Annotated in this window: 21 protein-coding genes and 1 tRNA gene; 17 read left to right on the top strand and 5 right to left on the bottom strand. The window is 41.0% G+C overall.

The window, feature by feature from the left end:
- Positions 1-96 precede the first annotated feature (96 nt).
- The 9 genes from mreC (at position 97) to FSB73_RS07955 (ending at position 7,927) form a co-directional block, all read left to right on the top strand.
- Positions 97-957, top strand: coding sequence for a rod shape-determining protein MreC (gene mreC / locus FSB73_RS07995; RefSeq protein ID WP_146780995.1), 861 nt, complete (start codon positions 97-99; stop codon positions 955-957).
- Positions 958-972: 15 nt separating this feature from the next.
- Entirely contained in the window at positions 973-1,494 is a 522-nt protein-coding gene (locus FSB73_RS07990; RefSeq protein WP_225974611.1) for a rod shape-determining protein MreD, read from the top strand.
- Between the two features lie 401 nt (positions 1,495-1,895).
- The gene (mrdA, locus tag FSB73_RS07985; protein ID WP_146780993.1) at positions 1,896-4,061 is read left to right on the top strand and encodes a penicillin-binding protein 2; all 2,166 of its coding nucleotides are present in this window, start codon (positions 1,896-1,898) and stop codon (positions 4,059-4,061) included.
- A complete protein-coding gene (gene rodA, locus FSB73_RS07980; protein ID WP_146780992.1) occupies positions 4,062-5,402 on the top strand; it encodes a rod shape-determining protein RodA in 1,341 nt (446 codons plus the stop codon).
- A 77-nt stretch (positions 5,403-5,479) separates the two neighbouring features.
- Positions 5,480-5,767 carry a hypothetical protein gene (locus FSB73_RS07975; protein WP_146780991.1) on the top strand — a complete coding sequence of 96 codons (288 nt, stop codon included), beginning with the start codon at positions 5,480-5,482 and terminating at the stop codon, positions 5,765-5,767.
- On the top strand, positions 5,698-6,573 hold the full coding sequence (gene corA, locus FSB73_RS07970; protein ID WP_146780990.1) for a magnesium/cobalt transporter CorA: 876 nt from the start codon (positions 5,698-5,700) through the stop codon (positions 6,571-6,573). Before FSB73_RS07975 ends, corA begins: the two co-directional genes overlap by 70 nt.
- A gap of 12 nt (positions 6,574-6,585) precedes the next feature.
- On the top strand, positions 6,586-6,969 hold the full coding sequence (locus tag FSB73_RS07965) for a hypothetical protein (protein WP_146780989.1): 384 nt from the start codon (positions 6,586-6,588) through the stop codon (positions 6,967-6,969).
- 417 nt (positions 6,970-7,386) lie between these two features.
- Positions 7,387-7,635: a type II toxin-antitoxin system ParD family antitoxin gene (locus FSB73_RS07960; RefSeq protein ID WP_146780988.1), complete on the top strand. Its 249-nt coding sequence runs from the start codon at positions 7,387-7,389 to the stop codon at positions 7,633-7,635.
- On the top strand, positions 7,628-7,927 hold the full coding sequence (locus tag FSB73_RS07955; RefSeq protein ID WP_146780987.1) for a type II toxin-antitoxin system RelE/ParE family toxin: 300 nt from the start codon (positions 7,628-7,630) through the stop codon (positions 7,925-7,927). Before FSB73_RS07960 ends, FSB73_RS07955 begins: the two co-directional genes overlap by 8 nt.
- Before the next feature lie 439 nt (positions 7,928-8,366).
- On the opposite strand, the gene thiL is transcribed toward FSB73_RS07955, so the two are convergent.
- The gene (thiL, locus tag FSB73_RS07950) at positions 8,367-9,392 is read right to left on the bottom strand and encodes a thiamine-phosphate kinase (RefSeq protein WP_146780986.1); all 1,026 of its coding nucleotides are present in this window, start codon (positions 9,390-9,392) and stop codon (positions 8,367-8,369) included.
- A 61-nt stretch (positions 9,393-9,453) separates the two neighbouring features.
- Positions 9,454-10,386 carry a COX15/CtaA family protein gene (locus FSB73_RS07945; RefSeq protein ID WP_146780985.1) on the bottom strand — a complete coding sequence of 311 codons (933 nt, stop codon included), beginning with the start codon at positions 10,384-10,386 and terminating at the stop codon, positions 9,454-9,456.
- A gap of 85 nt (positions 10,387-10,471) precedes the next feature.
- Here FSB73_RS07945 and FSB73_RS07940 point away from each other — a divergent pair, with 85 nt between their 5' ends.
- Both FSB73_RS07940 and FSB73_RS07935 read left to right on the top strand, forming a co-directional pair.
- On the top strand, positions 10,472-11,068 hold the full coding sequence (locus FSB73_RS07940) for a ribonuclease HII (RefSeq protein ID WP_225974610.1): 597 nt from the start codon (positions 10,472-10,474) through the stop codon (positions 11,066-11,068).
- 111 nt (positions 11,069-11,179) lie between these two features.
- Positions 11,180-11,503, top strand: a complete 324-nt coding sequence (locus tag FSB73_RS07935) for a hypothetical protein (protein WP_146780983.1) — start codon at positions 11,180-11,182, stop codon at positions 11,501-11,503.
- A 22-nt stretch (positions 11,504-11,525) separates the two neighbouring features.
- On the opposite strand, the gene FSB73_RS07930 is transcribed toward FSB73_RS07935, so the two are convergent.
- Positions 11,526-12,179, bottom strand: a complete 654-nt coding sequence (locus tag FSB73_RS07930; RefSeq protein ID WP_146780982.1) for an HAD family hydrolase — start codon at positions 12,177-12,179, stop codon at positions 11,526-11,528.
- A gap of 500 nt (positions 12,180-12,679) precedes the next feature.
- Here FSB73_RS07930 and FSB73_RS07925 point away from each other — a divergent pair, with 500 nt between their 5' ends.
- The 6 genes from FSB73_RS07925 to FSB73_RS07900 all read left to right on the top strand — a co-directional run bounded on the left by FSB73_RS07925 (position 12,680) and on the right by FSB73_RS07900 (position 17,367).
- Positions 12,680-13,438: a DUF2490 domain-containing protein gene (locus FSB73_RS07925; RefSeq protein WP_158639464.1), complete on the top strand. Its 759-nt coding sequence runs from the start codon at positions 12,680-12,682 to the stop codon at positions 13,436-13,438.
- Positions 13,439-13,502: 64 nt separating this feature from the next.
- Positions 13,503-14,450, top strand: a complete 948-nt coding sequence (locus FSB73_RS07920; RefSeq protein ID WP_146780980.1) for a PstS family phosphate ABC transporter substrate-binding protein — start codon at positions 13,503-13,505, stop codon at positions 14,448-14,450.
- Between the two features lie 24 nt (positions 14,451-14,474).
- The gene (gene pstC, locus FSB73_RS07915) at positions 14,475-15,380 is read left to right on the top strand and encodes a phosphate ABC transporter permease subunit PstC (protein ID WP_146780979.1); all 906 of its coding nucleotides are present in this window, start codon (positions 14,475-14,477) and stop codon (positions 15,378-15,380) included.
- Between the two features lie 89 nt (positions 15,381-15,469).
- Positions 15,470-16,321, top strand: a complete 852-nt coding sequence (locus FSB73_RS07910; protein ID WP_146780978.1) for a PstA family ABC transporter permease — start codon at positions 15,470-15,472, stop codon at positions 16,319-16,321.
- A 19-nt stretch (positions 16,322-16,340) separates the two neighbouring features.
- A complete protein-coding gene (locus FSB73_RS07905; protein ID WP_146780977.1) occupies positions 16,341-17,195 on the top strand; it encodes a phosphate ABC transporter ATP-binding protein in 855 nt (284 codons plus the stop codon).
- A 98-nt stretch (positions 17,196-17,293) separates the two neighbouring features.
- Positions 17,294-17,367: transfer RNA gene (locus FSB73_RS07900), tRNA-Ile, on the top strand.
- 699 nt (positions 17,368-18,066) lie between these two features.
- Here FSB73_RS07900 and FSB73_RS07895 read toward each other — a convergent pair.
- Entirely contained in the window at positions 18,067-18,801 is a 735-nt protein-coding gene (locus FSB73_RS07895) for a hypothetical protein (protein ID WP_146780976.1), read from the bottom strand.
- 11 nt (positions 18,802-18,812) lie between these two features.
- Positions 18,813-19,385, bottom strand: a complete 573-nt coding sequence (locus FSB73_RS07890) for an RNA polymerase sigma factor (RefSeq protein ID WP_146780975.1) — start codon at positions 19,383-19,385, stop codon at positions 18,813-18,815.
- Positions 19,386-19,402 lie beyond the last annotated feature (17 nt).

The raw sequence follows: 19,402 nt of genomic DNA, 5'->3' as shown, positions 1-19,402 counted from the left end.
TCGTATTTTTGGCCCCTAACCGATACGGAGCGGTCAGACGACAGGTTAGAACATTACCCAGCTTTGGTTATTAGTACTTATTAGACGAGGTAGGACGTGAAAAATATATTTTTATTCATAAGGCGATTTTTTACCTTCTTTATGTTCCTGATATTCCAGGTGCTGAGTATCTCGTTTTTGGTAAATTATAATAAGACCTACGAGGCTGCCTATTCCAATACGGCACATGCGGTGACCGGAGATATTCAGAAAAAATACAATAACATCCAGTACTTTTTCGACCTGAAAAGTACCAATAAGCACCTGGCTGCAGAAAATGCAGCGTTGCGCAGCGCTTTATCCGCTTACGTCAGAAACGCAGATTCCCTGCATTTGAATAATATCTATACCTTAATCGATACGACTAGTGTGGACACCGCTGGCACTGTCCGAAAATACCATTATTATATGGCCAAGGTGGTCAGCAATTCGCTGAGTAACGAAAATAACTATATTACCATTGAAAAGGGTGCTAAACAAGGGATTCAGAAGGATATGGCGGTCGCCGGTCCGAATGGTATTGTAGGGCATGTCGTAGCAGTTAGTGATAATTATAGCCTGGTTATGAGTCTTTTGAACCATAAAAGCCGTGTCAGCGGCATGCTGAAAAAAGGCTTTATGCCAGGGCTAGTTGAGTGGGATGGAAAGGATCCCAGGTTCCTTACCTTTAGCAATATTCCCAAAAGAACAAAATTGGCCAAAGGAGATACAGTAGTTACGAGTAATTATTCAGATAATTATCCCGAAGGTCTTATGATTGGCCGCGTGGTAACCATCAGTCAGGAAGATCCTTCCAGTAATTACTATCAGATAAAGCTACTGGCTGCGACCGATTTTCGGACGCTACAATATGTATATGTAATTAAAAATGATTTTAGTAAAGAACAAAAAGAAATAGAAACGAAAGCCCAGAAATAGTCCATGAGTGTACTGATGAAAAACATATTGCGGTTTATTTTCTTTATCCTGATACAGGTATTTGTATTGGATAAGGTGCCGCTGCTGCATCAGTATCTAAAACCTACTATTGCCTTCTTATTTATCCTTTGGCTACCTTTTAGTCTGTCTCGGGTGGCACTGATGGCCATTGCCTTTATCTTTGGGCTGGTATTAGATTATTTTTCCGGCGTACCGGGGCTGCATTCTGCCCCCATGGTCCTGATTGCCTATCTAAGACCCTTCCTGTTAAACTTATTACTTCCCCAGCAAAAAGCGGAAATTACTTATTCCGATCCCAGCACAAAAAGTGTCGGAATCGGCCCCTATGCGGTTTATATTATTGTGCTGACGGTGGTGTACCATATTTACCTGACCTTTATTGAGTGGATGCAGTTTGGAAACTTTATGTTTTTCATCGGTAAAGTATTGGGCTCGGCATTACTTAGCCTGGTTTTAATCTTTATTACAGAATTGCTATTTTTTCGCAAAGTGAAGTTCAAGACCAATGCTGGTTAATTCAGCCATGTCACAAGCGCCTTTTTCAATCAACTACGTAATTTAACTGCAGCGCTCAAAACAAGCAATTGGCGTGGACCTCCTTTGTAGGTTTCTCAACGCGGAAAATTCAAGCCTAAAAGGTCCTTTTATAACTGATCTGCCGGTGGATGGCCTATTTGGAGGTAAATGTCCTACTCAAATATAGCAGCTAAAAAAATATAATAAATTATATACACCCAGGTGTCCAGTCAATTAACTGAAAGTGTAGTTTTGCATCTGAAAGCAGATAAAGATGGCCAGCGTAGATGAAGCAAACACGCTTGATCCGCGTAAAATGGCGCAATATGTGCTTTATAATCCGTAAATTACAACCTATTGCCCGTGCTCACGTGTCTGTTTGGTAAAACAAAACCCTGCATGTGCGAAGCGGCAATTTAACAAGCATTATTCAACAGGCCTGGTGCCCGGGATTTATTATGGCTACACAAAATAACAATCAGTCACGCAGCAGGATTATCCTTGGGATATTCATTGTTGTGTTCGTCATTATACTCGCGCAACTGCTCAACCTGCAGCTGTTTTCTCCTTCTTATAGATTACAGGCGGAGAATAATGCCATATTCCGTAAAGTGATTTATCCTGATCGCGGTATTATCTATGACCGGACAGGACATGCGATGATCGATAATATGATCAACTATGACTTTACGGTGACACCTAATGAGGCCAGAAAGGGCGTGGATACGGCGACGCTTTGTGCTATTTTAGGAATCGATAGTGCGGAATACCATAAAAGGATGATTACGGCTATTATCAAAAATAGCAGTTTTAAGCCCAGTACCTTTGAACCACTGCTTACTAAAGAGCTTTTTGCACAGCTCAATGAAAACCTCTATAAATTTCCGGGATTTGCCTTGCAGGAAAGACCCGTCAGAACCTATCCATTTCATGTAGGTGCCAATTTTTTAGGTCGGTTAGGGGAAGTCTCTTCCAATTATCTAAAAGATCATCCGGATGAAGGCTACCAGCCGGGTGATTATATCGGCATTGCCGGTCTGGAAAAATCCTATGAAAAAGTCTTGATGGGTCAAAGAGGGGTAAAAAGATTTTTGCGCGATAATCGCTCCAGAATACAAGGGCCTTATGCAGGAGGGGCATATGACACGACTGCCGTTGCCGGCAGGAGTCTATATACCAGCATTGATGTAAAAACCCAAAAACTGGGGGAGAAATTATTTCAGAATAAATTAGGAGCAGCAGTAGCCATAAATCCCAGGACCGGTGGCATTATTGCTATGATTACCGCTCCTTCTTTCGATCCCAATGACTTGACCCCTAGTGAATACAGAAGCCATATCGGCTTTTTAGTGACTGATACGTCAAGACCAATGTATAATAGAGCCATTGCCGGGATGTACCCGCCAGGGTCTACCTATAAGCCTCTGGGCGCACTGATTGCACTGGATGAAGGTGTTATTACGCCTTCCTATGGATATGACTGCAGGGGGGCTTATTGGGCCTGTGGCAAACGGGTCCGCTGTGATGAGAGCTGGGCTGGTCATGCGGCCAACCTTCAGTTGGCCATTGCGCATTCCTGTAACTCCTATTTTTGTAATATCTTCCGACTAACCATCGATAACCCCAAGTACGGATCTCCAAGAAAAGGTTATGCCCGCTGGCGGGAATATATGCATGGTTTTGGTTTTGGAACACACTTGGGGGTAGATATTCCGGGGGAAAGAGCTGGCAATATTCCAGATACCACAGAGTATAATCATGATTATGGCAATCGTTGGGTGTCGTGCAATATGGTTACCATGGGTATCGGACAGGACCGAATGACGGCCACTCCGTTACAATCCGCCAACGAAGCTTGTATTATTGCCAATAAAGGCTGGTATTATACACCGCATTTTGTAGATAGTATTGAGAACCCTCAACCGGGGGATACGAGTTTTCTGGCTAGATATAAAGTCAAACATTCCCTTTTGAATATAAGCGATCAGGACTATCGAGCAGTTCAGGCAGGTATGGAAGATGTAACGGAAGTGGGTACAGCTTCCAATGTTAAGATTCCCGGCGTAAAATATGCAGCCAAAACGGGTACCGCTCAGGTGCCAAAACTGAAAAATCTGGCTGTATTCGTTGCTTACGCTCCGGTGGATAATCCAAAAATCGCTATTGCGGTTTATGTGGAAAATGCAGGTTATGGTTCCGCATGGGCTGCGCCCATTGCGGCACATATGATGGAGCAATACTTGAATGATTCGCTGACCGAAGACACAAAGAAAGACGTTGAAAGGCTATCTAAGGCCAATTTGATCCCTCACCAGGTATTTGAATGGCGCAGGTCGCAGGATTCGCTGAAAGCTGCAAATGCGCGTGCAAAAGAACATAGAAAAGATTCAATTGAAAAAGCAGCGCAACAGCAGCATTTAGAAGACAGTATTCAGCTGGCAAAGCAGGCCTCCGGTCACAGCCAGGACTCTGCTAAAGAAGATTCCGTTAGAGAAGCCATGCTGGTAAACTGGAGATCTAAAATGTGGCCGCTTAGATTCCCTCCCCTTAAAAACGCAGGAAAATAAATGTATCAGCAAGAAAAGTTAGCAAAAGGTATAGACTGGATGGTGGTATTTTTATATGCTGCGCTGGTAGGCATCGGTATCCTCTGTATTTTTATGGTAGAGTATAACCCGGATATCAACTGGGCATCGGCCTTTGTTTCTGGCCAGACCGAATATAGCAAGCAACTGATTTTTGCTGGGGTCTGTGCCATACTGGCGATATTTATATTACTTAGTGATTCCAAGCTTTATACGGCTTTTGCCAATCTGGCCTATTTGTTTGGTATCCTGCTAATGCTGGCCACTTTTGTATTGGGTAAAAACATTAATGGTTCCAGAAGCTGGATTCCGCTTGGAGGAGGGTTTAATCTGCAACCGGCCGAACTCTGTAAGATTTTCACCTCACTGGCCCTGGCTAAATACCTCTCCATGCAGGAACTGGATTTCTCAAAGCTTCGTTCGCAGATTATAGCGACGATCATCGCTATGCTTCCAGCCATGATCTCTATCCTGCAAAATGAAACCGGGTTGGCTCTGGTGTATTGTTGCTTTTTTATTGTCATGTTCAGAGAAGGATTGCCAGGAGCGATCCTGCTGATTGGCTTTTCTTTTGGGGTGTTGGTCGTGGCGACTTTAATTATGGATCCGGACCTTTTGGCCATTATCCTGACCGCCATTGCCATCGCAACTATTTATTTATTAAGAAAGAAAATTAAACGAAGCCGACGCATCCTGGCGCTCATTATATTTGTCTGGGCGGCCTGTGTGGGTATCCAGCGTTTTGCGGTGCCCTATATATTTAATAATATTTTACAATGCTATCAATCCACCAGGGTGTATTCAATGGTGGGCAAGGTGTACGACTGTTCTAAGAATAAAAGTAGCATGGCCCGGGAGGAAGAAAATAAAACTTATGCCAAACCCGATGATTATAATGTACGTCAAAGTAAAATCGCTATTGGTTCGGGTGGCATTTTTGGCAGAGGCTTTTTAAAAGGTACCCAGACCAGAGGGAAATATGTTCCCGAGCAACAAACAGACTTTGTATTTACTTCCATTGGGGAGGCTTTTGGATTTGTTGGGTGCGCCATATTCTTGCTTACTTATCTGGCACTGCTTTTTAGGATCGTTAAAATCGCTGAAAGACAACGAAGTGTATTCTCAAGAGTCTATGCCTATTGTGTGGCCAGTATATTTCTGATGCATATAGCCATCAATGTCTGTATGACAGTTGGCCTTTTTCCGGTGGTAGGGATTCCTTTGCCTTTGGTCAGCTACGGTGGTTCCTCGCTGGTCACCTTTACCATCCTGATATTTATTATGCTAAGGCTGGATGCAGATCGGCAGATGGTGCTCAGGTAAATATCCAGGCAAATTCAGATAAATCAAGATGCTAAATCAAAGGCAAAAAGTAATTTTCACCTCAAAGATGAATGCTCATGAAACTCGAAAAAGGTAATTTTTTCAAATTGTGGCTGCCCACCAGGGAGTCTGCCGGCCGGCTTGTTTTTGAGAACCCAACTGATAATACCTTACGTCAGGATGCAGATAAATCCATTATCACCGCCTTTGTGTATGATGAGCATAACATAGAGAAGTTGGACCTCTCAGACATAGGGCAGTGTAAAAACCTAATCGGTACACAAAAAAGGTCTGGATCAATATTGATGGACTGCGTCGGGAGGAAGTTGGTCAGATTTGTAAAGAATTCAGTATCCACCAATTGATTGAAGAAGATATCCTGTCTGTAGACCAGCGACCCAAAAGTGACATATTCGAAGATTTTGTGTACTGTCTGCTCTATCAACTATATTTGGAAAAGGACGCTTTTAATGAACTCAGAAGGGAGCAAATATCCATGGTACTGGGAAAGAACTTCGTGCTGACTTTCCAGGAAGAAGCGACCAGAGATGCTTTTGGTGATATTAGAAAACGGCTGCAATCTCCTTTAAGCAAAGTCCGTCAGTTTGGGTCTGACTTTCTATACTATAGCCTGGTGGATGCCGTGGTGGATGATTATTTTACCACAATGGATTCTTATGGGGAAAAGTTGGAAAGAGGGGAAAGTCAACTCATCAGGACCAATGCGCAGATGCGAATGTCTTATATACTGTTTTTGCGTAAGGAGCTTTTACTGTTTAGGCGTACTATTTATCCGGCCAGAGATGTGATCAGCAGTCTGAATAAAAATGAAAATGCGCTTTTTAATACCAAAACGCTCCGGTATCTGAAAGACATCTATGACCATATTCTCCAGGCCGTTGAAATGGTAGAGAACTATAGGGAAGGCATGTCCAATCTGCAGGATCTGCATATGAACATGGCCAATCTAAAAATGAATGAATCCATGAAGGTGATGGCCGTTGTAACTTGTCTATTGGCTCCGGCAACGGTGATTGGCGGTATCTTTGGGATGAACTTCGCACAAATCCCGTTACTACATAATACCTACGGATTTACGGTGGCTGTGGCACTCATGCTGCTTATCCCAATATGGATGGTATTTGTGTTCAAAAAAAGAGGTTGGTTTTAGCTGTATGGGACAATGCTCACCAAAGCTTATTTGAACCTACTTATAGTCAAGGTAGTTATAGACTTTGATATTTTAAATAATACTAACCCATTAAAGGATATCTTTACAGAAGCGGGCGGTAATTGGAGTGAAATCTCGAACGATTGGAGCATTGTTAAGGTTTCGATAGACGCTAAAAGGCCAGAATTCGAAACAAAGGATTTGAAAGAAGAAATTGTCGAGTTTTTTGATTCCATCAATGAAAGAATTATTCCAAAAGAGAAAATTTCAGACATCCCCAAAAAATTAAAAAAAAGCACCAGCTTGGACTTATGCAAAAGAAGTCGGAAAAACATTTATCCCAAGTGGAGATGCTACAACAGCATTTACAAGGCTTCAATCAAATTTAAAATCTAAAAGCATATTTATCGTTGAGATTGGAGAGTTAGAATGTTTTGTAAAATCTATAAGAAATCACGGACCTAAAAGCGTAAATGAAGTTTTATCAAAGGATTTGATTAATGACGAAGAGCTTTCTGACAGCAAGAGAATTTGTTTCAGAAATTACTGCCCTATGAAGGCCAGCAGGCAACAAACAGCTTGCCGCAATGGCTGGTAAACGGCTTCGATTGACAGAAAAGTACTAAATTTACGTTCTCGTCTTCGGTTGATGTTTTGTGGTGAAAATCAGCCACTGCGGCAAGCTGCCAGACGTTGGGGGCAATTTTAAAGAACTACGTCTAAACAAGCACTTGACGGAAGGATTTGAAAATTTTTGCTGAAAGCTTTACAAATTTACCAATTTTTGGTAAATTTGAATAAAGGTTAAAGAAGATGAAAAACACATCAATATCACTCGGAAATTACTTTGAGCAATTTGTAAGTAGCCAAGTTTCAGCAGGGCGTTATAAAAATGTCAGTGAAGTCGTTCGTGCAGGACTTCGACTTTTAGAAGACGAAGAAAGCAAAGTTATTGCTTTGAGAGCTGCAATTCAGAAAGGATTGGATAGCCCGCGAGTTGAAAATTTCGATTTTAAAGAAAATTTGAAAAAGCTAAAAGAGGAAAAAAGAAAAAATGGCTAAGGTTATTTTAAGACAAGAGGCCATTGACGACTTGAATGATATTTGGACTTATACTTTTGAAAAATGGTCAGAAAAGCAAGCGGACAAATATTATGTGACTTTGGAATTTACCTGTATGCAAATTGGAAAGAACCCTGAGCTTGGAAATGAATATGAAGGAATAAATAGCAACCTGCTTGGACTAAGAACAGGTAAACACATTATATTCTATCAAGTTTTAACAGAAGATGAAATTGAAGTAATCGGAATTTTGAACGAAAGTATGGACTTGAAAAACAGGCTAAACGGATAGAAAACTGCCACCAACAAACAGTTTGCCGCAATGGCTGGTAAACGGCTTCTATTGACAGAAAAGTTTTAAATTGACGCTCAATGTTGTCAACAAACATACTGTATGGTTTGGATGGAATAGCCGGCGCTTCTAGGAAGTGATTGCTGTTCATAAATTATGTTGCATTGGATACCTGGCAAATGATAGGCTACAATGTGCTATTTCAAATGGTCAATACTGTTTAAATTGCAATAATTAAATCAACGATTGATAGCACAGAAATATGGAACTTTTTATTCTAAAACAAAATAATAGTAAAAATATTATTAATTATTGAACAAATTGTTTGTAATGGCTTGCCCTTAGTTTTCTGCTCATACTTTCCTCAAATAAAACCGCCTCATTATTTTTAAATAATGAGGCGGTTTTATTTGTATGCTGTTGTGTTATACTAACTGTCTTAAAAGGCTTTCCAGCCCTGTGCGGTAATATCAAATGTATTGCCGCCCTTGGTGAGAAACTTACAACCTTCTTCCAGATCCGTCATATAGCCTATGACACTGATCTCTTCATTTAAAACAATCTTATCATGATCCTCCTGACGGATGGTAAAGATCAGTTCATAATCTTCGCCACCATTCAGTGCACATACGGTGGGATCCAGCCCAAATTTAAAGGCAGCCTGACGCGTAGCTTCATTAATAGGAAGTTTGTCTTCATAAACCTTACAACCCAGTCCTGCCTTTTTGCATAAATGCAATACTTCACTACTAACGCCATCACTGACATCCATCATGGCGGTAGGATGGAGTTGTTGTTTTTCAAAGAATTCAATAATATCTTTTCTGGCTTCCGGTTTTAGGATGCGGCCCACAATATAGTCTTCTCCTTCCAGGTCCGGCTGTACTTTGGGATTCTCCATATATATTTTCTTTTCCCTTTCAAGCAAAGTCAGGCCCAGAAATGCACCTCCTAAGTCACCGGATACGCAAATCAAGTCCCCCTTTTTTGCCGTACTTCTTTTTATGTACTGATCAGGGGCTACTTCGCCGATTGCCGTGACAGAGATAATAAAACCTTTCTTGGAGGCGGAAGTGTCACCGCCTACCAGATCTACTTTGTACTTTTCGCAGGCGGCATACACGCCTTCGTAGAATTCGGATAGCGCTTCTACACTGAAGCGGTTGGTAATACCCAGGCTAACAGTTATTTGAGTAGGCTGCGCATTCATAGCATATACATCGCTTAGATTGACAATGACGCTTTTGTAGCCTAAATGCTTAAGTGGTGTATACATCAGGTCAAAATGTATGCCTTCAATCAATAGATCTGTGGTCATAACAGTCTGTTTGCCAAAATGATCCATTACAGCGGCGTCATCACCCACTGTTTCAATGGTAGAAACATTATAGGTCTCAAAGTTTTTGGTCAGATGATCAATCAGGCCAAATTCACCCAGATCCGAGATTTCTGTTCTATTTTCCATGTTTTTTTAGTTTTAGGCTGGTTATGCTTTAATGAGGTATTTATATAGACGGATTATTTAGTTATCTGGTTTTAACGCAGATCAACATATGATAAAGGGCGACAATGATAATAGAAGAGAACAGCAGGTGAAGTGGTTGCGCAAAGGCGGGCATCTTCATTTGCGTCATAATCAATCCTAAAAACAGCTCGGCGATTAGTGAGATTAAGATCAGTAGACCTGTTTTCTGGGTTTCTTTTTGATTGAATGACTTACCTACCACAAATATACAGGAAAGTGCTGCTACCCAGGCAAAAAGCTCATGGATATGGAGTGCCTGGCCTACCTGGCTAAGCCAGGTGTCTCGTGCCGTATACTGTAAAGCTTTAGAAATATTGTCCACCTCGGATCTAACCTCTGTCCCGATCAGAATCTGTATAAATACCAGTAGGAAGGCCAGATAAGTGAGCCATTTCAGGGATTTGTTAACGATAAATGGCTTGCCTTTTACAATGTGTATCATATAAACGCAAACACCTGCAATAATTAAGGCTGGGATCATGTGGGCCGTAATTTCTAACACACCCAGATTTGAATTCACTACCACTTTGCCTACCCAGGCTTCAAAGCCTACCAGGACAAAGAGGCTGAGCGCCCAAAAGAATATAGATTTATTGGTCTTCCAGTAAATTTTCCAGGCCATGAAGTTGAGCAGTACGATAAAAATCCCAAGTAAGACAGTCAACATTCTGTTCAGATATTCGATCCATGTGTGGAAGGCATTGAATGTATGATCAATATCTTGTTTTTTCAGGTATTTCTCATAGTCCTTGGGCAGTTGTCCTGCATTCAATGGTGGGATTAGCCTACCGAAACAATGGGGCCAGTCGGGGCATCCCATGCCGCTATGTGTGGTCCTGACAATGGATCCTGCCAGAATCACGATGAATATGGTATATAAAACTAATTTGGCGTATTTTATGAAACGCTGCTGGTTATCTGCTATTGATCTCATTGTTTCCTGTTTTTTCCGCAGCAAAGGTAGCCGATTAGCGGTAAAGAAGATTGGCAGGCCGATTGAAAGTTTATATTTTTGCCAAGTGCTAATCAATTCTTTTCAAAATAAAGTGCTGGAGGCAGGCTGTGATGAAGCCGGCAGGGGATGCTATGCGGGCCCTGTCTTTGCTGCTGCCGTTATTTTGCCAAAGGATTTTTACCACGAAAAGCTCAATGACAGCAAACAGGTTCCAGAAAAAGATAGAGACCTGCTCAGAGCTGTGATTGAACAAGAGGCCATCTGTTATTCAGTGGCCCGGGTGGATGTAGCAGAAATAGATTCCATCAATATTTTGAAAGCCTCTATCAAGGCCATGCATCTTGCGATTCATTCTTTAAATAAGAAGCCCCGTTTCCTGGCCATTGATGGCAATCGGTTTACGCCATTTCCTTCTATAAAGCATATATGTGTTATTAAAGGAGATGGCAAATATGCCAATATCGCGGCCGCCAGTATTCTGGCCAAAACTTACAGAGATGACTATATGAAGGATCTCCACACCAGCTACCCACGTTATGGATGGGCCAGTAATAAAGGTTATGGAACGGCTTTTCACAGGGAGGCTATAAAGGCCTACGGCCTTTGTGAACACCACCGAAAAAGTTTTAATATCAACCCAGATATTCCAACTTTATTCTAGACTTTGACATTCACGGAAGCTATTTGTTGGCTCACCGATTTGTTTGTTAAGTGATTTTAAAAATAATCCCACGGCTTGGGTTATCCCACAGCCATTAAGTATCTTCGTTACATGATAGGATATGTAGTATTAGCGTTTCTGCTTTATTTTCTGTACCGCTTTATTGTAGGCTTTATCCTGCCAGTGGTACGGACCGCTAATCAAATGAAACGCAAAGTAAGGGAAATGAATAACCCATACGGGCAGCAGGCTTACGGTCAACAAGGGACCTACAGTCAGCCGGGGGGTGCGCAGCAAAGGAAGGCTCAACAAGCACATGTAGACGTTTCGAGCGATAAAAAAGGTCCTTTTAGCCGGTTTTCTAAGCAAAAAGCGGCCGGACAGGCTGTAAAGCCTTCAAAATCAGATTATATTGAGTTTGAAGAGCTCAATTAATATATTTTGTAAAAATTGATAGTTACAAGTCCAGTAGAAGTAATTCTGCTGGACTTTTTAGTAGATGTGTTTGCAAGCCGGCCGCGGCTGCTCCTTCAATATTGCCAATGGTATCATCAATAAATAGTGTTTCTGCCGGCAGCAGATTTTCTGTTGTCAGCATATGGGTAAAAACCGCCGCATCTGGTTTACGAACGCCTTTTTCATGGGAAAACCAGGCGGATTTAAACAGGTCTTCTAATTTTTCTCCATTAAATTCATTCTGATACAAAGCTGCGAACCAATCGTAATGAATCTGGTTTGTATTGGAGAATAAATATAAGTTGTATTTATTTTTGAGCTGGTGCAGTAGTGCTACATTTTCTTTTGCATAAGCTAGCAGCATTGCATTCCAAGCGTCTTTTATTTGTTCATTACTCAAATCAGGGATGCCTGCTTCCATTCTAAATAGATCGTAGAACGTTTCTGGTGTAATATGGCCTGTTTCCAGCCTGGAGAATAACTGGCTGGCATGATGCTGACTAAAATGCGCCTTGGCATTTTTAATGCCTAAAGCTTCAAAAGCCTCATGTGTCTTTTTAAAATCAATGTGAAGAAGCACGCCTCCAAAATCGAAGATGATATTATTAAGGGTTGCTTTATTAAAATGCTGCGTTACTGGAATTGTTGTTGCCATATTTTTAATGGGTATTTTTGGGCTATTACCAAAAGTGACAAAGGTATGGTAAGATGTCAAACGTGAAAAATTAAGAAAATCCAAAGGGAATAATTAATGAAAGTATTAAAATGTTTATTTAGTAATAGATTGATAATTAGTATATTAATTGTAAGATTGAAAAAATTTTAAAAAAAAATCATTTAAAAGTCTACCTAATTAGTAGACTTTGTATTATGTTTGCAGCGCGGTTAGGGTTTTGCATGGCAAAGCAATTAAATAACTGTTTCCTACATGGCAATGAATTGTTAGGCGTTTTAAAATTTATGGGAGATAAAAAGTCTCCATTTTTATTACCTATTTAGTCTACTAAAATAATAGACTAATAAATTGTTGGGCATATTATGCAGTATACATTATATAACACACCAAGAGGGGGCCTTGCTAGTTGCATTATTGATAATGGAACAAATGGATGTATTGGATCAAATTTTTATCAATACACATTATCAAATAATAATATGAAACGTTATACGTATAAACCGCTTGTCTGGTTGGCATTTGGTGTAGCCGGTATAGGCAGCCCTGCATTCGGGCAAAAACAAGTAACCCACCAAAGTCAATATTGGGTCCGGTATTTTGGAAAATATAAACTCTCGGATGACTGGAGTCTGAATCTTGAAATTGAAGACAGACGATTTTTTAAAAATAATCGGCAAAGTAACTGGTTTTTACCGCGCGTTGCGGTTGAAAGAAAACTGGGCAAAGGCTGGGCGGCAGGTGCGGGTTTTTCTTATTACCTGGCATCAAGTCCAGCAGATCCTGACCAGGAAACAGTCGTCACCGCTCCAGAATTAAGACCCCACCAATACCTGACTTCTTCTCAGAATCTGGGGGACTTGGGGATTCAGCATAGGTTTCAGTTTGAGGAGCGATGGATTCATAATAGCACATCCACAGAGCTTACAGATGGGTATCATTACCAGGGCAGGGCCAGGTACCGGTTCCAACTAAAATATCCATTAATCAAACAAAAATCAGCGGCCGGAACTTTAACAGCTGTGGCCTTCGATGAGATTCTGCTAAATGTGGGCCATAGTATTGTTGCAAATACTTTTGATCAGAATAGGATTTACGCTGGACTTAATTATGGTCTTTCCAAATCCTTTCAGGTCGAGCTTGGGTATCTGAACTGGTTCCAGGAACGCAGTTCTGGACAACAGTATTACCACAGAGATATTGCCAGGCTGACGATCTACCATAATCTCAAGCTTTATTAATCCCGATAGGTATTTTTTTAAAACCTCATTTAAACAATATTTAAATATCATTAAAACATAAAAGATGCGTATTAAATCTTTATTAATCATTACTGTTTTTGGATCCCTTGCCGCTGGTTTGCTTTCCTGCGGCGGTGGCAAGAAGGGTAAAAACATAACCATTTCAGGGGCTTTTGCACTATATCCATTGGGTGTAAAATGGACGGAACAATATAAAACCAAGGCGCCAGACTTACGCTTTGATGTCTCTGCCGGCGGTGCCGGCAAGGGGTTGACCGATGTATTGGCAGGAGCGGCGGATATCGCCATGTTTTCCAGGCAGCTGACGGCTTCAGAAAAACAAAAGGATATCTGGGTCTTTGCTGTTGCCAAAGATGCGGTTTTACCCACATTTAGTTTGAAAAACCCCGTAGCCGACCGTATCAGAAAAAAGGGACTAACCAAGGATCAACTAAAAGAAGTCTACCTATCCGGTAAAAGCGATATTAGTTGGGGATCACTATTGGATACAGCCTATAGCCAAAATGTGGTGGTTTACACCCGCTCTGATGCAGCAGGAGCCGCCGATACCTGGGCAGATTACTTTGGGGGCAAGCAGGAAAATATTAAAGGAACCGGAATTTATGGTGATCCCGGTTTGGCAGAAGCCGTAGGCAAGGATGCCAATGGGGTGGGTTTTAATAATGTTGCCTATGCTTATGATGTCACGACTGGTAAGAAAAGGCCTGGTATTGACATTATACCGATTGATCAAAATAACAATCGGCAGATTGATCCAGAAGAAGATTTCTATGAAAATGCAGATAGTATCCTGCAGGCAATTTCTGACGGAAGGTACCCTTCTCCACCTGCACGCGATCTGTATTTTATTACCAAAGGCAAGCCGACCAATCCAGATATCATCAATTTTCTGAAGTGGGTGCTGACTGATGGCCAGCAGTTTGTGAAACAAGCAGGATATGTTCCACTAACAGACGCGAAGATTAAGGAACAATTAGACAAGCTGAATTAATACTAACTATAGAAACACAAATAGATGGCAGCGTTACAAAGACTTATCCTTCCGGCTAAATTAACGGATAGATTGTCCACTGGCTGGTTAAATTTTGCGGTGCTCTTTTTGATATTGCTACCGCTGGTAATTGGAGCAGGGTTGGTGATAAAATCGCTTCCATTACTGGAACAAGCCTCAATTGGGACCATGTTGCATTCTGCGGAATTTTCGCCTCAACAAGGTCATTTTGGGTTCTATGCCTTTATAATGGGGTCTGTCTGGGTGACGCTTCTGTCTTTTGTCTTATCAGCACCGGTTTGTCTATTAGCGGCTATTTATCTCACTGAGTATAGTCCTCAATGGCTGACGCAAAGCATGTATTTTGTAATTGATGTTCTGGCTGGTATTCCTTCCGTTGTCTATGGTGTTTGGGGTGTTTTAGTCATTGTTCCTTTGCTGGCAGATTATGTCGCTCCAGCATTAGGGCTCACCACAACAGGTTATTGTTTACTATCAGGGGGCATTGTGCTGGCCATTATGGCAGTGCCTTATATGCTCAATATGCTGATGGAGGTATTTAGAAGTGTACCCATTGAGTTGAAAGAAGCCTCTTTGTCTTTAGGGGCTACTTACTGGGAGACGATCAAGTGGGTCGTGCTCAAAAAAGGATTGACAGGTATTATTGCTGCACTTAGCCTGGGGATTTCCAAAGCGCTGGGAGAGACTATTGCTGTTTTAATGGTCGTAGGAAATGTGGCTAAGGTGCCAAAAAGTGTTTTTGATGCTGCTTATCCGTTACCGGCGCTTATCGCTAATAATTATGGAGATATGATGTCTGTGCCCTTATATGATTCGGCACTGATGTTTGCGGCCTTACTTTTATTTGTCATCATCTTGGTATTTAACAGTATAACCAGCTTTTTCTTGTACCGAATTAAGGAGCAGTAATATTTATAATCGGTTTATTTTTAAGTAATTCGCAAAACTTTTTTATCAAAAAAAGTTCTTGAACGATACAATAGCATAATAATAATCAAATGCAAAAAAGAAAATTACTGGAAGAGCAATTCTTTTTATGGTTGATGCGGATCGTGACACTGTCCATTATCCTGGTTTTTCTTTTTATTATGGGCGTCATTATTAAAAAGGGCTATCATGCAATGAGCTGGGAGATGATCAGTCAGGAACCGCAAGGAGGCTTTTATTTTGGGAAAGGTGGCGGTATTTTGAATGCCATTGTAGGATCCCTTTATTTGGCCGCCGGATCCACCTTTTGTGCATTGTTATTAGGACTTCCTGTGGCTTTGGGGATGAATGTTCACTGGGTAACTAAGACTAAATTTGTGGGTGCTATTCGTTTTCTTTTAAATGCGCTTTGGGGTGTACCATCCATTGTCTTTGGTGCATTTGGGTTTGCGCTTATGGCTTATTTGCAAATCAGGGCATCTTTACTGGCAGGTATTATTACTGTTACGCTATTTATTGTACCAATTTTTATCAGGGCCTTCGATGAGGTGCTGCGCACCGTCCCGCAGGGACTGATGGAAGCAGCCTATAGTCTTGGAGCCAACCGGACTCAGATTGCTTTTATTGTATTTTTCAGACAAGCATTACCGGGTTTTATCACAGCAATATTATTAGCCTTTGGTAGAGGGATCGGAGATGCTGCTTCGGTGCTCTTTACCGCCGGCTATACTGATCATATTCCGCAAACCGTCCAAGATCCAACTGCTACATTGCCGCTTGCCATATTTTTTCAACTAAGTTCCCCGATTCCAGAGGTAAAGGCCAGAGCCTATGCGGCTGCCTTGATACTTACGGCAATCATTTTAATTATAAGTCTTGTATCCCGGTTATCTACCCGGAGATTCAAAAAGAATATTTTGTAATATAATAAGTTTAGTAGTCATGTCAAATAGTTCAACCATAATAGATCAGGTGCAACAGGTGAATGGGGGCGAGGCAGGTGCCACTTCTGGAGCCTTTCCAAATACCTCCGTTCAAACGTCCGATTCACCGATTTTACAAATCAGGGATTTTAATGTTCAGGCAGGGGATACCAGAATATTGAAAGATATCCATTTGGATATCCCAAAAGGGAAAATAACGGTTTTATTAGGTCCATCAGGTTGCGGCAAGACTACTTTGCTGAAATGCCTAAACAGATTATCTGATTTGCATCCGAGTCTGAAGGTAAAGGGGCAGATTTTAATTGATGGGGAGGATATTTTTCACCCAACGCAGGATTTGACGACAATTCGCCAGAAAATGGGCTTATTGTCTCAAAGGCCATTCCCATTGCCGATGTCTATTTACAAGAATATTGCCTATGGTCTGAAAATAAAGGGGATTAGGGACAAAAAGGTAGTAAAAGAGAAGGTGGAGAAGCATTTAAGGGATGTGGGGCTATGGGAAGAGGTGAAAGATCGTTTGCATGGGCCAGCTGCCAGGCTATCCATTGGTCAACAGCAAAGGCTCTGCCTGGCCAGAGGGCTGGCTGTAGGCCCTGAAATCATACTGGCGGATGAACCCACTTCTGCCCTGGATCCTATTTCCAGTAGAAAGATTGAAGAAGAATTTTTAAGATTAAAGGAGGATTATACTTTGATAGTTGTTACTCATATACTTAGACAGGCAAAAAGGCTGGCCGATCATATTGTCTTTATGTATTTTGGGGAGATCATTGAACAGGGGACGCCTGATGAGATATTCAACCATCCTAAATCAGATATATTAAAACAGTATTTACAAAGCGGACATTAGAGAAAAGCGATTATTTTAAAAAGAATTCAGATTAAGGATTGATTTTTAGAATAAATCTTTATTTTTGCCACCTCGAATTTTGAAACCATCAAAATTTGGGGCCTATAGCTCAGCTGGTTAGAGCACCTGACTCATAATCAGGGGGTCCCTGGTTCAAGCCCAGGTGGGCCCACTTAAGAATCAAGTAGTTATGAACGAATTTCATAACTACTTTTTCATTTTTACAAAATTTGCCAGTAATTTGCCAGTAAACTACTGCAAACCTCAAAACAAAGAGCTTTACTGTTCAAAGTTAAGTATTTTCAGTGTTTTTTTGGGAGGAGAGTTATTTAAAAAATCTTGATTATTTTGGCAAGCTTCAGGGGGACTAAGCATTTAACTTAACACAAATAAACGATCTATTCGCCTTTAATCGCATTTTTGGGTGATATGAAAAGAATGACGGGTGTTTTGGGTGTAACTTGTTCAGAATGAATGATAAGGATGTATGGCTGAATGATTGGCAATTATCATATCATAATATTATGTTGCTTGTGTTAAAACCTTCGTCCACCTCTGTTCAGCTAGGAGGGCCTATTACCACATAAATGCTGTGAGAGTATTCATTATTTTTTTATTAATCTGTTTTTTGAAATGCCTAGCTTCAAGTCATAAATGCAATTCTTGGAGAGGATTCTTCTAAATACATTATTCATTTAATTCATATATTAAAGCAAACCCAAACATGCTTTGTATCGCTAAAGGGCGGCGGCGAAGCCCTGTGTATCCAGTAATTGAATTATGTACCAGATAATAATTAAGTTATGGACACTCATCCTATTTTACAATAATACCGCATTAATATTGGATGGTGGAGCTGGAAACGGGGCTGCTAGTCCTTTGGAGTCTCCTCCAACAACTTTTGAGCCTTGGGGTAAATGGCAGCATCCTTCGGTATTTTTTGTAGCCATATTCGGCAGGAAACATTTTGTTTTTCAATCCGGAAACTTAGTGCCGTAAAATAAGCTCCCTCATACTTGTAAACAGAGGATCCGTCAAATATAGTTTTCAAATCCTGTCTGGCTTTTTGGTAATCCTGCAAATGTAGATAGCTTATACCCCGATAAAACAGGTTCTGCATATTAGCAGGATCAGCGACAACCGCACTGTCCAGTAAGACAACAACTTCTTTATACTGTTTTGCATTAAAAAGTTTTGCAATCTGCTCTTGGGTTGATTGCACCTCGTCTCCCCTGACAACAGGACTTGTCATTTCTAATTGTCCATAATGATTTAATAAATTCACCTGCCAGGGAGACCATATAAATAGTATAATGGCAGCTGCGGCAACTATACTGACCCACAATCTGGCTTTGGATCTTATTGTCTTCACTGATGCAGTCGTTTCCAGTTGGCTGCGTACACTGTTCAATGATTCTCTAAATGCCCGCTCTTCCGTAGAAAGATCAAGTCTGCGACTAAGAAGATTTGCTGTTTGTTTATACATATCCAAGTCCTCCTGAAGCCCGGTATCCTGCCTTAAACGTGCTTCAAATTGTGCACGCTCGTCACTGGATAAATCATTATTCAGATAACTTTCAATATATTCAGCATTTGACTCTGTCATGATCTTCATTTTTAAAGATTTGCGCTGTGCACACTATTAATAAGCTGTGCCATACAGGCCGATTTCTTTTTACGTAAATAGCCGTAGGAAACGCCAAGTTGATCGGCTATTATTTCCTGGGAACTGCCTTTTTGCAAGCAAAGCCGCAAAATTTCCCGGCAACGATCGCCCAGTTTTTGATAAAAACGCATAATTATATTTTCTTTTTCCTGTGTCTCTATAAGACCTTCCAGTTCTTTAAACTGATGGGTCCCGATATCACCTGCATCTTCTATATCTATTGTTGCCCCCTGTCTGCCTCTTCTTTTCAATTCATTCAGCCACATCCTTTTTACAATCAAAAACAAATACGCCTCAAAAGGACAGGTGAGCGCCAGTTGATTTTCTTTTGCCTGTCGAAAAATCGTAATAAGCGCTTCCTGAAATATATCGTCGGCGTCGAAGCCAGATCCGCTGTTATTCAAAATCCAGCGTTTTATGCCTGGTGCAAATTTTTTATATATCAAATCAATTACTTTACCATCATTACCCAGTATTCCGATAATAAAGTGTTGATCTGCATGAATTGCTTTCGTTTCTGCCATAATCTGATTTTCCTCAA

The organism is Arachidicoccus ginsenosidivorans, from assembly GCF_007971385.1.
Classification (GTDB): Bacteria; Bacteroidota; Bacteroidia; order Chitinophagales; family Chitinophagaceae; genus Arachidicoccus; species Arachidicoccus ginsenosidivorans.
The sequence above is the reverse complement of the archived record's forward strand: the minus strand, read 5'-3'. Positions and strand labels throughout refer to the sequence as shown.

Bases quoted from the DNA above. Each gene is read 5' to 3' on its own strand.
- FSB73_RS07990 (WP_225974611.1), top strand. From the start codon at position 973: ATGAAAAACATATTGCGGTTTATTTTCTTTATCCTGATACAGGTATTT.
- rodA (WP_146780992.1), top strand. From the start codon at position 4,062: ATGTATCAGCAAGAAAAGTTAGCAAAAGGTATAGACTGGATGGTGGTA.
- FSB73_RS07975 (WP_146780991.1), top strand. From the start codon at position 5,480: ATGAAACTCGAAAAAGGTAATTTTTTCAAATTGTGGCTGCCCACCAGG.
- FSB73_RS07965 (WP_146780989.1), top strand. From the start codon at position 6,586: ATGCTCACCAAAGCTTATTTGAACCTACTTATAGTCAAGGTAGTTATA.
- FSB73_RS07960 (WP_146780988.1), top strand. From the start codon at position 7,387: ATGAAAAACACATCAATATCACTCGGAAATTACTTTGAGCAATTTGTA.
- FSB73_RS07955 (WP_146780987.1), top strand. From the start codon at position 7,628: ATGGCTAAGGTTATTTTAAGACAAGAGGCCATTGACGACTTGAATGAT.
- thiL (WP_146780986.1), bottom strand. From the start codon at position 9,392: ATGGAAAATAGAACAGAAATCTCGGATCTGGGTGAATTTGGCCTGATT.
- FSB73_RS07945 (WP_146780985.1), bottom strand. From the start codon at position 10,386: ATGAGATCAATAGCAGATAACCAGCAGCGTTTCATAAAATACGCCAAA.
- FSB73_RS07935 (WP_146780983.1), top strand. From the start codon at position 11,180: ATGATAGGATATGTAGTATTAGCGTTTCTGCTTTATTTTCTGTACCGC.
- FSB73_RS07930 (WP_146780982.1), bottom strand. From the start codon at position 12,179: ATGGCAACAACAATTCCAGTAACGCAGCATTTTAATAAAGCAACCCTT.
- FSB73_RS07925 (WP_158639464.1), top strand. From the start codon at position 12,680: ATGAAACGTTATACGTATAAACCGCTTGTCTGGTTGGCATTTGGTGTA.
- FSB73_RS07920 (WP_146780980.1), top strand. From the start codon at position 13,503: ATGCGTATTAAATCTTTATTAATCATTACTGTTTTTGGATCCCTTGCC.
- pstC (WP_146780979.1), top strand. From the start codon at position 14,475: ATGGCAGCGTTACAAAGACTTATCCTTCCGGCTAAATTAACGGATAGA.
- FSB73_RS07910 (WP_146780978.1), top strand. From the start codon at position 15,470: ATGCAAAAAAGAAAATTACTGGAAGAGCAATTCTTTTTATGGTTGATG.
- FSB73_RS07905 (WP_146780977.1), top strand. From the start codon at position 16,341: ATGTCAAATAGTTCAACCATAATAGATCAGGTGCAACAGGTGAATGGG.
- FSB73_RS07895 (WP_146780976.1), bottom strand. From the start codon at position 18,801: ATGACAGAGTCAAATGCTGAATATATTGAAAGTTATCTGAATAATGAT.
- FSB73_RS07890 (WP_146780975.1), bottom strand. From the start codon at position 19,385: ATGGCAGAAACGAAAGCAATTCATGCAGATCAACACTTTATTATCGGA.